Below are 15,013 nucleotides of genomic sequence, written 5' to 3' on the forward strand. Positions count from 1 at the left end.
ATTCCTGCTGCAACATCTGATACTACCCACCAACCATGATAATAAGCGATAAAGAACTCATACCCACGGTATTGAAAGGCTTGTTCAGCAATAATATTTCCCCATTCTGGTTTACCATCTCGGATCACCCTGATTTTGTACTCCTTAGGATTCCTCAGCTTCCTGATCGGTTGTTCCTTTTGTTTTCTGATCTTGCGTTTTCCACGTTTACGCTTCGGCATGTTTTTGTGATTGAGTTCAAAATACTGGTGATATTTCTCCATATCGATGCCTGTCCACGCTTGCAGCTCTTGGATAGATTTATCGAAGAACTTTTTATGCTCTTCTCCAATATAGTCATTTATCGTTTTATCAACGCATCGGAAGTGGACTGATTTTAACTTAGTGAAATCACCGTTGTTAATCGACGAGCAACTATCTCCAAAATCTTTTTTCATTGCCGGTTCTTCATTCTGTATCTCCCGAAATTCAAGATTTACTTTTTGTAAAAACTCCGTTAAAAAATAACCACTAACCCCTTCTAAAAACACTACTTGTGCTTCACTCTTCGTAAATTCATCTTTCGGCAAGTCCAAATTCTACAGTAATTATTTGGATTCTTAGCCTCTATGCAAGTGTGCATAACCACTAGATCACAGTGATATTGGATTTTTAATAGACATGATTTTCCTCCACATAAGGCGTAATATCCCTGCCTTTAGTTTTTTCAATTACATCTAGTGAACCCCATAAACATACCTCTGGCTTTACAAACATATTCTGGACGTATTAGGGAGGGGATGACGTGAATAAAAATTCTTGCGATGATATTCCGTTTGAACACCGTTTTTGGCTACAAATCCTAGGGGATCATTCCAGATTTATTTTTGAATCATTGGCTCCGAAAGAGCAAACAGATATCGAGCAGGCTAACTACTTTATCCACACATTTGACAGATTATTAGATTATGCACGTAGGAATTTGTCAACTAATGAAGTCAAGACACTCAACCAACAAGCAAATTCCGAGACACAAAATCTACGCCAGTTTAAGCTTCATCTTCTAGAACAACATCTTATTGGTAAAATTTCTATCAGTCTTCCTCCAACTTTTATAAACCATATGGTTAATGAACTGGAAGAATATCAACGAATCCTTGAGGCTTGTCTATCCGATAATTGGCCTCCTACATCTCATCCCCTTTACTATCATCTGTTTTGGCTCTTGGATGCTGTGGGGCATGCTGATACCATCACTTCACACCTAGATATGGTGGAACATGACTACAAGCAAAAAAGCAAGCACTTTACAAAACAATTTGAACATTTTCATCTCAAAGCAATCGAATTAGCCGGTTACCTACGGACAAATTTATCAGACTTCCCAGCGCTACATCGTTTTAATCATGAGGCTGAAATGGAAATTCAACTATTTCAGGCCTTTTTGCATGAATTGGAGGAGCTACGCTTAAAGGATGAGGTATTAGGAACGTTGTCTCCACTTATGGCCGATCATATGTCACGGGAAGAGTGTTATTATTTGATGAAGCTATCCGAAGTGTCCGATGTGAAATCACCTGACTGTTATCCAACCAGACCCCGGATTGAATAAAAATTAGGGAGGGAAACCTTTTACAAGAATTTTTAATCCGTGGTTGCCCTAAAGGAGGAAGCACAATGACCGAACAGCAGATCATTTGGGACAAAAATAGGAGGAATGAACGATGAATAGACAAGCAGTTTTGGACGTGCTGAACAGCCTGGAAGTAGTAGATATGAACGGTGGCGAAGATGCGTACATCCTTGTTGATAGCAGTAAAGAAAACCTTAAAAAGCTCAATGAAGTTGGGGTTACAGATGATTACGTAGCTCCATCTTCTCCTCAGTTTACTAAATAGGCAGAGACCCATATCACTATACAGTTACTTACATATACTGTTTAGGCGAATAGCTATTGTGAAAGTAAAGAATATATGTAAGTTAATTTGGTTCCTTTTGAAGGGAGTAGTAGATATGAGTCCATACTCTTTTGAGTCATTTCCTTACACTATACAACCAGGGGATACCTACTGGTTGTTAGCTCAACGATTTAGAACACCCGTGTATGAAATTGTTGCTGCCAATCCAGGCGTAGATCCTTACTATCTTTTTGTGGGTCAGGTTATTTGCATCCCTTTTGTACAATACTCCATGCCATTTTCATGCCCAAGACCTTCGCCTTATCAAAATGTACATGAATGCATTAGCCAAGCTGAGGTTGATTTAAAAAGTCTCATGCGCACTCTTTGGGAACAGCATGTTTATTGGACGAGGATGGTTATTATCAGCATCGCAGCTAATTTGCCAGATGAAGAACTGGTTACTAAACGGTTGCTCCGTAATGCTCCTGATATGGCGAATGCTTTAAAACCATTCTATGGTGAAGAAAATGCTGCCACATTTGAACGTTTGATAAGAGATCACTTAGTAATTGCCGTTCAGCTTGTTAAAGCAGCAAAGGCTGGAGATAGCAAAGCAGTAGCTAATGCAGAAAAACGCTGGTATAAGAATGCAGATGAAATTGCATCTTTCCTCAATAGCATCAATCCATACTGGTCGGAGGAAGACATTAGGAAAATGTTTTATGAGCATCTTGCATTAACTAAAGCTGAAGCAGTCTATAGACTAAATAAAAACTACGCATCGGATATTGCAACATTTGACAAAATTGAGCAACAAGCGTTAGAAATGGCTGACGCTTTTACTGACGGAATTGTAAAACAGTTTCCATATATCTTCACAAAGTAGGATTAATCAGGCTATTCCTTCCCCTAACTTTTTTGTCCCAGCTCCTCGCGCTACAATAGCGTCAAGGAGTGTGATATCATGCAAAAATCGTTCTATCATCTCGTGCCGTGTAGCCGATCTGCTAGGTTAGTTAGAAAGTTTCGACGATACGGCATAGTGTTTGAGCTTGTGATAAATCACTTTTCTGCTGGCGTTGGAGGATTCAAAATATCATTGATCGCTTTTTGGCATTCTTCCTCGGTATGGAATAACTCACTGTGCTTTCTGCTCGCAGAATCATTTGCTCTATAACTCGTTGGTTCGATATAGAATGTGCTTTCAAAGCATTTTTCTTTCGCCCAAGTGTGTATCTTGATCTCGCGGATAATCCCTTTTTTCAGCTTCCTTCAACTGCCGTTCCAACTCTCGAATAGTTCTTTCCTGCTTGTATTGCTTTTGCGTTGCCTTCCTCTCTCGTTCAAGAGCAGCATAGTAAACGTTTATCTTGAATTCCAGAAGTTTCTCCACTTCTTGATTAAGCAACTTGTTCATATTTAGTGTTTAAATCAAAATTTTCATCTACTTCAAAGTGATCAGGGTGATCATAGTCGCACATTTTCAAACCCACCTTTTATTTTTTGTTCAATTCAATGTGGCATACCTTTTGATGTTGAATCTATCCGAAACAGTGATAACGTTCGTTTTGTGTTTCCTGATCTACCAGTGCGGCAGTATCATTTCGTACATTTGGTGTTTGGCCATTCCGGATTTACATACCCTGCCCCAGAAGAGAAAATATTGATTGTTGTCCAAAATGTTCAGCAGCCACTTCATTGAACCAGAGCACTTCCGTTCGTTTTGCTCCAGCTTCTGCCACAGTTTCAAACGTTTCTCTATGCCATTTTTTCAACCTGATATCATACAGCTCGTGTGCGTATCTGATAGAAGGACCGGTCCAGGATGATCGTCCAATTGTTCTAACAGCAATTCATGATCACCAATATCCAATTCATGCTTGTAATGTCGCTTGGTCCGTGTTTCTAAAAGATAGGGAGGGTCCGCATAGATAAGTACGTTCGATCTGTTGTAACGATCAAGAATTTTTTCAAATGGCTGTTGCTCAATTTGTACTTCTTTTAAGCGTTCAGTTATGGCCATGATCTTTTGCGGAAGCTTTATCCAGTCTCTAGGTCGATTATGTTGATCACCACCGGTATTACTTTTCCACCCGGTCCGGTCGCTTGTCTTTGCTCCTATGGCCATCCAACAACGTACTAGGAACCGTCTAGCATTTTCTAATTCATCCTCGCTAGATTCATAGGCCGCGTAAGACTCTTCGCGCGAGTAAGGTGTCCAAAATATTTTTTCAGCTAATTCCTGTGGTCGATCTCGAATTACTTTGAAGAGACTGACCACTTGTCCATCTATGTCATTAATCGTTTCTGTCTTGGACAGTGGTTTATTAAAAAGTACGGCTCCCGATCCGAAGAACGGTTCCAAATATGTATGATGTTCTGGCATAGTGTCTTTCCTCGGCTTCCCATTCATATAAAGCTGTACCATTTGTTCCTTACATTCTTTTGTAAATGGTGTTCTGCGTTCTCTTTTGGCCATGGTAGATTCTCCTCAAATATGTTATTTGTAGTCTACTTGCCCTTAAAATATCTGTCCAACTAAGTGTAGCCTATCCATGTTGTTCAGCCCCATCTATACAATCCGTGTTGTATATTAACTCAGCAATGTGGTTATTCATTTAGAAAAAGAAAAAGTGCCAGTTAAAAGCTGGCACTTTAATTGATTAATTATTTTGAGGTGCCTGTCCGCTAGCCACCCTTAATTCATCTGCCAATTGCCCAATACGTTTTTTCTCGCTGTGTCCTTCCATCCATTGGCTGTATGCCATGCTACTTGTAAGTAAATCCTGTCATGCTTCTACACTAACCACATCTTCTACAGGTATCCACCAAAAATCCTCATCATTCTTTAACTTAATCTGTTTAAACGTTGAATCAAACTTATCTACCCATCCCCAAGCGGATTCTATCACGCCTCTACCCTCTTTTGTCTCTTTCCACCAGCTAATTGTAAGGGCATAGTCATATTGACGTGAATCAGATATCCTATAGCAAAATTCGGCTAGCTCATCCTCTTCAATGTTCGGTTTCTCGATCAGTTTCTTATCCTCGTGAAGCTGTCGTAACATCTCAGCATGCTCAGGTAAAATAAATTTCGTTACAAGTGGATCAATAATTTTGCTAGCCATAAAAACATCTCCTCGAATACGAATATGTGTTCCTATTTTGTTTGATGATAAGGAGATTATGCAATGGTTAGAAATGGTATTCGCAAGCAAAAACCCCCTGCTTTTTTGAAGTGCACCCCTTAAAGTAGACATTGGAAAAACCCTCGAGGTTATCCGATGAACTTTAGGGGGTGTATTTTTATGGCAATCAAAGGACAGAAGTTTAGAAGTTATCCAGAATCACTTAAATTGGAAGCAGTACGATTGCATCTAGATGAAAAGTGGACTCACAAACAGATAGCTGAACACTTGGGAATTAACGATAGGAGAATGAAATCCTAAAAAAGTGTTTGGAAATTTGGATGCGGGAGGGATAAGAAAGAAATATCGGATTGTGGAGAGCTTGTCTACAATGTATCCAATTACTGAGATTTGTATGGTGTTAGGTGTTTCGAGAAGTGGCTATTACAAGTACCTTTCCACTAGAAACTTGCATAGGGATAAGTCGATGAAAAAACGGATCAGAACGATCTATGGACAAAGGAAAGGGAGTAGGGGATATTTCAGCAAGGTTTATATCTGTCAATGTTCGCTCATAGACAATTCATTCTTTAGATATGTCCAAGCATCTTTTCGGACATGAAAACCAAATGAAACCCCGTCTACATCCCCACGTTGGATAGATTCATAAGCATCCTTACCCCAGGTGTTGTTAGGTAGATCAAGTTCGAATCGTAGACCAATATCATCTTCATACAATCTGAGAGTTTCATTTTTCGTTGAACCAAGCACATAATCCGTTCAACTCGTGTCCTTATGCACCCAACCATAAATATTAGAAAAATGCACGCCCATTTGTGTTTGTCACAAGCAACTATCTCACCAGCTAAGACATCAAGGCTGTAGTCAATTAGATATTGTTTGATCATAAATCACCGAATGTCTTTTCGACCGCGCTAGGCTCCTGCTTCTCCTGCTTCGGTATTACAAGCTTGCAGCGAGATGCAATGGTAAGGCCCAGGTCGCTTGCTGCTGATCTACATTGCTTAAATAATTTATCTTGGTTAATCAATAAATCTGAATAAGCTACGTTTGCTTCCTCCCATTCGTTCATGTCAATTACAGCACCGTCTTTATCGTGAATTGCTTGTTTGCGCTGCACTGTCAATTTCGTTTGTAGCAAGGCATCTGTGACTTTTATATACATTTTTCGAGCATACAAAAAGCGAGCCAACGCATCTACATCAAGATTACTCATGATGCCGATATACAGCAGCTCGCTTGCAATTTTTTTACATTCTTTTTTCAGGTCTTTCGGTAGGTAGCTAGGTGGCTTTACTTTGTCGTTTGCCGCCTTTATTTCTTGGGATTTACGCTCTTCTATTTCAGCTTTTGTTAGGTTTTTCTTTCCCTTGTAAAGCAGCAAGTCAACTGGTTGCCTTGGTCTAGCCATTCCCTCACCCCCTTTCTGTTCATCGAAAATAATTTTTTATACTATTTAACCCTTCCTAAAAAATCCAGCGAAGTGTCAAACTATTGATGCCTGTTAGTTGAATAAGTAATTCACTTTTGGTATTGTAACCTAAGTAATTTAGTTTTTTGGTGATTACATATACTTCTGCACTACTAATCAAATAACAGGAAGGTGAAAAAAGTGTCGGTCATTATATCAACGGATGATTTAGAACTTTCCTGTCCTTTTTGCAAAGGGCAAAAACAAGTTAATGTAAATAATACAGAGGAAATCTGTCCAAAGTGTAATGGGAAAGGTGTTATTTTAACTGCATTAGGACAAACACTGCTTCACTTTATAAAAAAACATTTTTAAATTACTCTGAATCATTTTGAAGGAGGCAACCATTTTCTATGGTGTAGCCTCTTTTTTATTTACTTGAAAATCCATTTAGGGAATTTTTTTACAAAAGACTACCACGCGGTCTAGCGCTGGCACTGTGCAGGTTTTGATACCCCCCTCACAATACCTTCCAATACCATTAAAAACTCACCTTACCCACTTTCTGTAGCTCTGTGAACGTCTATGCTTGGGCCTTGCTATGTATGGTAGGTATTCACCCAATTACGCACGGATAATCACCCAAAACGTATACAGTTAAATATACTATCGAGAAAATAAGATTAAGATAAGGAGTGATTGTTTTGGTTTGTTATCGTGTCCCTTATACCTATGACCAATGTATGGAGGAGTGCAAATCTGGAGAAAATCCAGGTACAGATCAAGAATGCCAGCCCATATGTAGACAGTATAATACAAGACCTTGGTATATGAGATGTACAGAACCTATGCCATATGAACCTTCAAGACCTTACGGTATGAGTCAACCAGTGCCTTACAGTCCACAGCCACAGCCATATCCCTATGCTCTTAACCCTCAACCTCTTCCACCTATCCCTTATCACTATTATTCTATTCTTCCTGACGATGATTGTGTTAGGGAATGCAGAAGACTGGGAATACCTCCTTTAAACTGTTGCTATAGATGTGGATATTGCTAATAGACATGCTTAGAATCAACGTTATGGTTGCGAATTCCAACTCAAAAGTTGCAGAAACAATGAGTTACCCTGTAAATGTTGGACAAATACTTTTCCAATAACGGGAATCTATAGTTTAATAAAAAGTGGTAGTCAGGAACATATTTTTTCTTCCTGACTACTACTTCACTTTACTAGAAATCTTCTGCCATATGGATCATGTCTCGAATGAATTGATAGATTATCTCCAAGCGCCTCCATCCTCTCTTGCAGTCTTCCGGTTATGACACTGCTCACATAATGGCTGCCAGTAGTTCCGATCCCAAAACAATGTCTTATCTCCCTTGTGTGCAATGATATGGTCAACCCTAGTAGCACCATTTAGCAATCCCTTGTCATAGCAATGCTTGCAGAGTGGATGCTTTTTCAAAAATCCTATTCTTGCTTTTCTCCACTTAGCATCATAACCACGTTGCGTAGATGATCCACGTTCACGATCATACTGCTGGACTTGTTTCTTCTGGTGTATAGGGCAATATGCTTCTCGAGTTAATGTTGGGCATCTGGAATGCAAACAGGTCTTTAATGGATTACTTGGCATTGTTCATGAAGTAAACCACTAGCCTATTAAGCATGAAAGAAGAGGCAATGGTCTTAAGGTTCAACTACTCTTTTCATACCATGGGTTTAAATGCACCAGTACTTCTTCAACATCTTGAATTTCACTTTTAATTGTGTTCTTGATTAAACGGGAAATATCGTGACCTTCTTTTATCGTTAAATCATTTGAAACGCTCACTCTTATGTCGACAATAATATAATGACCGTGTTCTCTTGCCCGAATTCGATCGATTCTCTTAACCTGTGAGATAGAACGAACAATATTTTCTAACTGATTCAATTGATCCAAAGGTACGTTTTTTTCCATTAGAATTCCAATGGATTCCTTTCCCATTTCGTAGGCTAATTTCAGTACAAAATAGGATACAATGATTCCAGAAATTGGGTCGCCATATTGAGCGAATGGCATGTGATAATGCTCACCAATCAATGTTGTGCCAATACCTACAACAGCAGCAATAGATGCGTAAACATCGGCAAGGTGGTCTTTTGCTGTTGCAATTAAGCTTTTGCTTTTTTGTACTTTTCCAAGACGAATACAATAAACGTAGAGAACTTGTTTCCATATTAAAGAAATAAACGCAGCAATCAACGCTATGACACTTGCTTCAGTTGCAGGTTCGAGTAGTGCTTCTACAGATTTATAGACCATTAAAAGAGCTGCTAAAGCTAATATAATGGCAACAATGGCTGAAGCAATAACCTCAGCTTTACCATGACCGTAAGGATGATCATCATCGGCTGGTTTTTTTGAAACCATTGATGAGGATAGTGCAGCGAAAGTTGCAATCACATCACCAGCATTATGAATTCCGTCAGCAATGAGTACCTGACTGTTAAATAAATATCCTACAACAACTTTTATAACGGTTAACACTACATTACTAATAAGGCTGATCCATAATGCGAGTAATCCAGAGAAATTTTTCATTTCAAAGTCCCTCCTCACTTATTTTGCCATTGTACTTGACAAAGTTTGTGTGGGTCTAGAGAAACAGTTTTAGCTCACTATTAAAAATTAGGACACCTCAAAAAACATTGGTCTTTGACAAATAAGTTGCAAGGAACCAATACTTCAAAGCTTTGGTCTCCGTATTCGGTAACAGATTAGCTCACACCTATAACTTTTCTTCATACTCTTGTGCTTGTTCTAAGAGAAAAAATATCTATCAAAATGACCTATATATATTTATTTCTTTTCTTTTGTGTACTTATTGCATACATCATGTAGCAGAAACTAGAGTTACTGTTGCAGAAATGATAGTTATTGCTAACAGTAACTCAACTGGTTAAAATGCCCATTTTCACTAAATTAGTTATTGTAAACAAAAACCCCTATTAATGTTGCAGAAACTACAGTTCAATCAGTGTTATTGCAACATGATGTAAACATTAAGCAAACATATTTTTATTAGGACACTTTTTTGATTCCAATAAAAAATACATGATCCAAAAAGAGGATCATGTATAGTGATATCTTCTTTACAAAACGGGATTTCAACTTATTCTATGGAATCGTACATATCCTGCAGACGTAACAAAACTACCTTGATACCCCCCGTTAATCCATCCGCCATCCCCATTATTCCAAAATTCACCATCTGTGAAAACCCACACTCCATAAAGAATGTTACCATAACGTACTGTATAAGATGTTTGAATGCCTTGTAGATTATGAGAATATCTTTGATTTAAATTATAAACCACCACATTCTTTTTTCCTTGACCCACTTGGTAAAAAGCATGGTAAAGTGTGTCTTTAACAAAATTCTCACGGGCATCATCTGCTGGAAGAACACTTTTTTCAGACTTATTAATACTTGGTGGAAATTGGTTTGGGGTGTTGGTTACATTTTCACTCGCTAATGCTCCTGTCGCTCCTGCTGATAACATCAGAGACAATCCCAATAATGAAATTAAAACCTTGCGTCCAGCTTTCATCTTTACAATCCTCCTCCTAATTCCAATAATAAACCTTTATTGTAAAAAAATTACATAAAAGATTATGGATATATAATACCCCGTTAATTCTGCATTTTCAATATACTTATTTTAAGTATATTCATGATTGACACAAAAATAGCCACCAGCAGGTGACTAACTCTCTAATTCCTATGATATAAATTTACACCATCTAAAACCAAATGGCACATGATTAAAGCCTATTTTTTTCATATTATTTCCTGTTTTATTTTATATGACTTCGCCCTCTACAAACTTCTATAACCTTTGCTACTTTGATTTCTCATCCCTCCTGTTCTCATTTTTCATAAGGTAGGGATTCCTACAGTTATTGACTGCCATGCTCCAATTTGCGTCACTGGGAACGTGTGGTTACAATCGAGGATATCATTGCTTACGATCCAGATATCAGTGAGGAGGATAAGTAAGATGCCAGTATATAAAGACGTTAACGCAAAAAAGAACCCTTGGTATTTTACTATCAACTATAAGGAGAATGGGAAATATAAAAAAATGCTCCGACGGGGATTTAAGACAAAAAAAAAAGCAGAGTAAGCGATGGTGGAAGCACAAAATGCCTTGAATAAAGGAACATACATTGAACCATCTAAAATGACCTATATAGATTTCATGCATAACTGGTTGGAGGATAAAAAGACAACCGTAAAAGCACGCACGTTGGAATTTTATTCATTCCTAGTTGAACGTCACATTTTACCCACAATCGGTGGGATGGAATTATCAAAAATAACTTCGCGTGATATTCAATCTTTGTATAACAGTCTAAAAGAGGCAGGAAACCTATCAGATGAAAATATCCGGAAGGTGCATACGATCATAAACGACTCGTTGGATAAAGCTTTCCGTTGGGAAATGATCGCTAAAAATCCCGCTTCTTTGGTTGATTCACCAAAGGTATCAAGAAAAGAAATTGTGGTCTGGGATGAAAATGAGATACAACAGTTTTAGCTACCGCAAAAGAATCTCGTTACTACGTTGCTTTTCTAATTGCTTTAACAACTGGAATGAGACAAGGGGAAATTCTAGGACTACGCTGGAAGGACATTGATGAGGATAACCGTACTTTTTCTATCGTTCAAACCCTTTCGCATGATGGTAAGGAATTCAACGTAGGCGCAAAATCTGATTCGGGAAACCGACGTATCTCCATTGATGAACAGACTTTGAACCAAATCTTGAAATTAAAACATAGATACAAGGTTGAAATGCTAGAAAACCGTCCACTTTATAAAGATCACGATTTAGTTATTTGTACGTCTGTTGAACACACCCCTATCACCACGTAATTTAAACCGTTCGTTTGATAGTATTATCAAAAAAGGGAACGTCAGAAAAATTCGGTTTCACGATATGCGACACACTCACGCCAGCCTACTACTAAAGCAAGGTGTTAACCCCAAAATCGTATCGGAACGTCTGGGACATGCCAATGTACGAATTACTTTAGACACATAAGGGATTTTAGCATCTTATCTATGGTGATCCGGACTGGGTTCGAACCAGCGACCCCCACCCTGTCAATTTGGTTGTCAATGTTGTCAGTCCCTTTTCAGTATGAAAGGATCTCTTTCCTTTTTCACCTCTGTATCTCTTCCAATCTAGCACATAGCTCATGTTGCCATTCTGAATCATTTGTTAGGCTGGCAATCAAAGATAAGTTTTTGAGTTTTGCAAACTTCCAAGGTTGGAATGTGTTCCAGTTACCTTGTCGCAGAATATAAAAATTGACGTTTTATTTTTTGGCACATAAAAAAAGGTAACTCCCATAATATGATATTATCCCCTTTTAGTAGACAGTAAGAAGCAAGACCCCTTACTGTATTAACTAGGAGGGGAATTTTCTATGGGGGAAATTAGAAAAACATATTCAAAGGATTTTAAGTTAAAAGCCGTACGGCTTTATTTGAGCGGTGAACAAGGGTACAAAACACTTACAAGGGATCTCGGTATTAGTGACCCAAACCTTATTTTAAGTCAAATCCGTGGTACAGTGCAGTTCCTTCGCTAGATGAAAAAAGGCTGCTCAGCAAATTGCCTCCACGTTTGGATTTGTAGTACGATGATAAGGAATCCAAGCAATGGGAAAATGTAACTTATATAACAGAGGATAGGAGTGCTGCTACATGCTGACGCCACTGAAGGATAAGACGGTCGTAGTGACCGGAGCCAGCAAAGGAATCGGCAAAGGAATTGCGAGAACCTTCGCCGCAAAGGGGGCGAAAGTCGCGGTCGTCGCACGCAGCCTGACGAAAGCGGAGGAAACCGCGGTGGAAATCCGGAAGAACGGAGGCATTGCTCATGCCTTCCAGGGCAATGTCGCCGATTTGGAGTCGATGAGGTGCGTTGCGAGCGAGACGGCCGGTACTTTCGGGGGGATCGACGTGCTGTGCGCCAATGCCGGTATTTTTCCGAATGCGCCGATCGAGACGATGACCGGCGAGCATTGGGATCAGGTGATGAACACGAATGCTCGCGGGACTCTGTTTTCCCTTCAAGCCTGCCTGCCCTTTCTGAAGAAGGCGGAATACGGCCGGATCATTGTTACCTCTTCGATTACGGGGCCGGTCACGGGCTATGCCGGATGGTCGCACTACGGCGCAAGCAAAGCCGCTCAGCTTGGATTCATGCGCAGTGCGGCGCTCGAGCTCGCGCGTTACAGCATTACCATTAACGCCGTCATGCCCGGCAACATAATGACGGAAGGCTTGGATGGCCTTGGAGATCATTATCTGCAGGCGATGACGGCGTCCATCCCGCTCAAGCGGCTCGGAAGCGTCGAAGATATCGCTTACGCCGCTCTTTTTTTGGCTTCGAAGGAGGCAGGTTATATTACGGGCCAAACTATCATCGTTGATGGCGGTCAGATTATTCCAGAGAGTCTGGAAGCGATGGGGCAAACCTGATTCGATTACGATAGGACACCATATCGATACCCCGAGAGAGAAGGCAGGCGCATGTCTTTGTCTTTTGAAGAGCGAAACATTTCATCATGAACCTCTGCTGGCCGAGCTCAATGTAATCATCATAACCTATGTATAAGTGGACATCCGTTTTAGAAGAACGGTTATGTCCACTTTTTTGTGAAGGTGAAGGTGGAAGTAGGGGCCCTAGGAGGTTGGCCAATAAGTATCCTATATTACCGGAGATGCCTTGCAAAGCCTTGAAAAATTAGTTGGGGAAAATCCGATAGAATACCGAACTCAGGTAGCCTAGATGGGGCTTGTTTAAAGTTGTCTACTTGACAGGGGCAAGATCACACCGATGGGATCTTTTTTTCTTCGGTAGAGATTTCTTCTTCAGACCACTTTAGGAACTCTGGTGTCTTTTTTAAGACATTACCGTTTGAATCAGTTAGGGCAATAATTAATTTTTTTCCGAGTAATCCTTGTTCAGCCATTAAACATCTACCTCCACGTTTGTACCGCCTTGATAATTCAACAGAATCCAATCGGCTGTATTGTAATGTTTGACTTTCAATTCTTGTATAAATTGGTCGATTGATCGCGCTTTGGAATCAAATCGAATGGAGTAGCTTTCGATCTTGCTTGTCTCTAATTTATTGGTTGGTTGCACCAAATTATCGAAAAATGTACGAATGCGCATGTCTGCTGCTTCTCTCATCGGTTTGGTCATCGCTTTACCTTGCCATGGTGCGGCTACAGCTTCTAGTTGTTTTCCGATCCAGCTATTCAGACGGCGACGATTGACTTTTCGGTTCTCGTTGTCCGCAATAGGGTTGCCGGATACATCGTATTTAGAGTGTATAGTCGTTAGCCATGCGCCAAGCATAAGATCCATCACCTTTGGCAGATGATTTGAGTTGAAACGCTGCTATCTGGTTGTTAAAGAGCTCCTGGTAGTCTTCAAATTCCAATTCCTGATCAGTACCAACAATCCAATTGCATTCAACCGCCAAACCAGAATCCTCGATCTGTCCCTTTACGTGAGCAATGGCTGAAAGGCAACTACCAGAGATACGTTGACCAGTCGTAGAGTTGTAATAGCCATAGACCATTTGTCCAAAGTCGCTATCAAATTGATCTCGATATTCAAAGGCATCCGTTATCGTTTGAGCATTCTTTGTCCCCGTGTAAGCAATAAAGTTATGCTTTTCACCAAGAGAAATTAATGCCTTGTCTACTTCTGAGCTAGAGTAGTTGATATGAGCAACGTCTGTGATGATGTTCCCGATGACCCCTAGCAGTTTTTGGCCTGTTCGGACACCTGTACCTGGATCAAATGTACCGATTCGGTCTGCATCTGTTATAGGTGCTCCATTTGAGCCATTTTTCAATTGAGTTTTAGCCATTACTATTGGTCGTGTTGTATCAAAATCGCTGTCTTCTTTGACGTCTTCATACACAAAATGCTCGCTAGTGGATTTGATTACTTTCTCCACGTAACGAGCATCATCTTGATTTTTAGATAGGTTGTCGTAGGTTTCGAACCCACCTAAGTCCGACCACAAGATCAGTTTAAAGGTGTCTGCTTTGGTTCCTTCTTGCACCTCGACAGTGAAAATATTTGCGTATTCACCTGGTCCAGCTTTTGGGTAGATACGTGCAGTTTCTTTGTCTTGGCGATCTTTAAGATGCAAACTAGCTGTTTGGTGTCCACTACCCAAGACTCGTACAAAAGCCGCCTTTTTAATACGGACATGGTTCAAGTGGTCTAGCAATTGATTGCCCGCATGTTTTTTGGTAGATGGGCCAAGAATAGGCTCGGCAATTTCAATTAACCTCTTGGATGGTGTTTCAGAAATCAACATGTATTTATCAATCGGGCCTCGATCAAATTCACCTACAAAACCCAAGATAAAATGTGATGTACTTACTTCTTCGCTTTGAGGTACAGGCAGTTCGTTTACATATAACCCAGGTGGGTAATCCTGTAGCGAAGTCACTCCGCGTAACATGGTCAACAAGACCA

The 15,013-nt window shown here is 39.9% G+C and carries 15 protein-coding genes and 4 pseudogenes; 9 read left to right on the forward strand and 10 right to left on the reverse strand.

Annotated features, from left to right (window positions below):
* The first annotated feature begins 784 nt into the window (after positions 1–784).
* Both EEL30_26120 and EEL30_26125 read left to right on the forward strand, forming a co-directional pair.
* Positions 785–1,591 (forward strand): DUF2935 domain-containing protein, encoded by an 807-nt coding sequence (locus EEL30_26120; protein ID QDX95441.1) that lies wholly within the window; start codon positions 785–787, stop codon positions 1,589–1,591.
* A 401-nt stretch (positions 1,592–1,992) separates the two neighbouring features.
* The gene (locus EEL30_26125; GenBank protein QDX95442.1) at positions 1,993–2,766 is read left to right on the forward strand and encodes a LysM peptidoglycan-binding domain-containing protein; all 774 of its coding nucleotides are present in this window, start codon (positions 1,993–1,995) and stop codon (positions 2,764–2,766) included.
* A 318-nt stretch (positions 2,767–3,084) separates the two neighbouring features.
* Here the strand turns inward: EEL30_26125 and EEL30_26130 are convergent, their stop codons facing one another.
* The 6 genes and pseudogenes from EEL30_26130 to EEL30_26155 all read right to left on the reverse strand — a co-directional run bounded on the left by EEL30_26130 (position 3,085) and on the right by EEL30_26155 (position 6,440).
* Positions 3,085–3,297 (reverse strand): hypothetical protein, encoded by a 213-nt coding sequence (locus EEL30_26130; GenBank protein QDX95443.1) that lies wholly within the window; start codon positions 3,295–3,297, stop codon positions 3,085–3,087.
* A 217-nt stretch (positions 3,298–3,514) separates the two neighbouring features.
* A pseudogene (locus EEL30_26135) lies at positions 3,515–4,308 on the reverse strand (DNA adenine methylase).
* A gap of 235 nt (positions 4,309–4,543) precedes the next feature.
* A pseudogene (locus EEL30_26140) lies at positions 4,544–4,665 on the reverse strand (mannosyl-glycoprotein endo-beta-N-acetylglucosamidase).
* 4 nt (positions 4,666–4,669) lie between these two features.
* Complete coding sequence (locus EEL30_26145) at positions 4,670–5,008, reverse strand: YolD-like family protein (protein ID QDX95444.1); 339 nt, start codon at positions 5,006–5,008, stop codon at positions 4,670–4,672.
* Between the two features lie 421 nt (positions 5,009–5,429).
* Positions 5,430–5,779: pseudogene (locus tag EEL30_26150) on the reverse strand (HK97 family phage prohead protease).
* A gap of 133 nt (positions 5,780–5,912) precedes the next feature.
* Complete coding sequence (locus EEL30_26155; GenBank protein ID QDX95445.1) at positions 5,913–6,440, reverse strand: phage terminase small subunit P27 family; 528 nt, start codon at positions 6,438–6,440, stop codon at positions 5,913–5,915.
* Between the two features lie 210 nt (positions 6,441–6,650).
* On the opposite strand from EEL30_26155, the gene EEL30_26160 reads away from it, so the two are divergent.
* Positions 6,651–6,815, forward strand: coding sequence for a tryptophan RNA-binding attenuation protein (locus EEL30_26160; protein ID QDX95899.1), 165 nt, complete (start codon positions 6,651–6,653; stop codon positions 6,813–6,815).
* A gap of 906 nt (positions 6,816–7,721) precedes the next feature.
* Here the strand turns inward: EEL30_26160 and EEL30_26165 are convergent.
* From EEL30_26165 to EEL30_26175, 3 genes are all read right to left on the reverse strand, one after another.
* The gene (locus tag EEL30_26165) at positions 7,722–8,081 is read right to left on the reverse strand and encodes an HNH endonuclease (GenBank protein ID QDX95446.1); all 360 of its coding nucleotides are present in this window, start codon (positions 8,079–8,081) and stop codon (positions 7,722–7,724) included.
* 60 nt (positions 8,082–8,141) lie between these two features.
* Positions 8,142–9,032: a cation transporter gene (locus tag EEL30_26170; protein QDX95447.1), complete on the reverse strand. Its 891-nt coding sequence runs from the start codon at positions 9,030–9,032 to the stop codon at positions 8,142–8,144.
* Between the two features lie 566 nt (positions 9,033–9,598).
* Entirely contained in the window at positions 9,599–10,042 is a 444-nt protein-coding gene (locus EEL30_26175; protein ID QDX95448.1) for a hypothetical protein, read from the reverse strand.
* A 450-nt stretch (positions 10,043–10,492) separates the two neighbouring features.
* On the opposite strand from EEL30_26175, the gene EEL30_26180 reads away from it, so the two are divergent.
* The 6 genes from EEL30_26180 (at position 10,493) to fabG (ending at position 12,987) form a co-directional block, all read left to right on the forward strand.
* Complete coding sequence (locus EEL30_26180; GenBank protein ID QDX95449.1) at positions 10,493–10,618, forward strand: hypothetical protein; 126 nt, start codon at positions 10,493–10,495, stop codon at positions 10,616–10,618.
* A 3-nt stretch (positions 10,619–10,621) separates the two neighbouring features.
* Positions 10,622–11,032, forward strand: coding sequence for a hypothetical protein (locus EEL30_26185; GenBank protein QDX95450.1), 411 nt, complete (start codon positions 10,622–10,624; stop codon positions 11,030–11,032).
* A 38-nt stretch (positions 11,033–11,070) separates the two neighbouring features.
* Positions 11,071–11,370, forward strand: a complete 300-nt coding sequence (locus EEL30_26190) for a hypothetical protein (GenBank protein QDX95451.1) — start codon at positions 11,071–11,073, stop codon at positions 11,368–11,370.
* On the forward strand, positions 11,342–11,539 hold the full coding sequence (locus tag EEL30_26195; protein QDX95452.1) for a hypothetical protein: 198 nt from the start codon (positions 11,342–11,344) through the stop codon (positions 11,537–11,539). The genes EEL30_26190 and EEL30_26195 overlap by 29 nt, the downstream gene beginning before the upstream one ends.
* Positions 11,540–11,927: 388 nt before the next feature.
* Complete coding sequence (locus EEL30_26200; protein QDX95453.1) at positions 11,928–12,092, forward strand: transposase; 165 nt, start codon at positions 11,928–11,930, stop codon at positions 12,090–12,092.
* Between the two features lie 115 nt (positions 12,093–12,207).
* Complete coding sequence (fabG, locus tag EEL30_26205) at positions 12,208–12,987, forward strand: 3-oxoacyl-ACP reductase FabG (GenBank protein QDX95454.1); 780 nt, start codon at positions 12,208–12,210, stop codon at positions 12,985–12,987.
* A gap of 493 nt (positions 12,988–13,480) precedes the next feature.
* On the opposite strand, the pseudogene EEL30_26210 reads toward fabG, so the two are convergent.
* Positions 13,481–15,008, reverse strand: a pseudogene (locus tag EEL30_26210) (phage tail protein).
* Positions 15,009–15,013: the final 5 nt, after the last annotated feature.

It is taken from the genome of Brevibacillus laterosporus (genome assembly GCA_007833815.1).
In the GTDB taxonomy this organism is placed as follows: domain Bacteria; phylum Bacillota; class Bacilli; order Brevibacillales; family Brevibacillaceae; genus Brevibacillus_B; species Brevibacillus_B laterosporus_D.

Coding starts and splice junctions, on each gene's coding strand:
- EEL30_26125 (QDX95442.1), top strand. CDS start 1,993: ATGAGTCCATACTCTTTTGAGTCATTTCCTTACACTATACAACCAGGG.
- EEL30_26130 (QDX95443.1), bottom strand. CDS start 3,297: ATGAACAAGTTGCTTAATCAAGAAGTGGAGAAACTTCTGGAATTCAAG.
- EEL30_26145 (QDX95444.1), bottom strand. CDS start 5,008: ATGGCTAGCAAAATTATTGATCCACTTGTAACGAAATTTATTTTACCT.
- EEL30_26155 (QDX95445.1), bottom strand. CDS start 6,440: ATGGCTAGACCAAGGCAACCAGTTGACTTGCTGCTTTACAAGGGAAAG.
- EEL30_26165 (QDX95446.1), bottom strand. CDS start 8,081: ATGCCAAGTAATCCATTAAAGACCTGTTTGCATTCCAGATGCCCAACA.
- EEL30_26170 (QDX95447.1), bottom strand. CDS start 9,032: ATGAAAAATTTCTCTGGATTACTCGCATTATGGATCAGCCTTATTAGT.
- EEL30_26175 (QDX95448.1), bottom strand. CDS start 10,042: ATGAAAGCTGGACGCAAGGTTTTAATTTCATTATTGGGATTGTCTCTG.
- EEL30_26180 (QDX95449.1), top strand. CDS start 10,493: ATGCCAGTATATAAAGACGTTAACGCAAAAAAGAACCCTTGGTATTTT.
- EEL30_26185 (QDX95450.1), top strand. CDS start 10,622: ATGGTGGAAGCACAAAATGCCTTGAATAAAGGAACATACATTGAACCA.
- EEL30_26200 (QDX95453.1), top strand. CDS start 11,928: ATGGGGGAAATTAGAAAAACATATTCAAAGGATTTTAAGTTAAAAGCC.
- fabG (QDX95454.1), top strand. CDS start 12,208: ATGCTGACGCCACTGAAGGATAAGACGGTCGTAGTGACCGGAGCCAGC.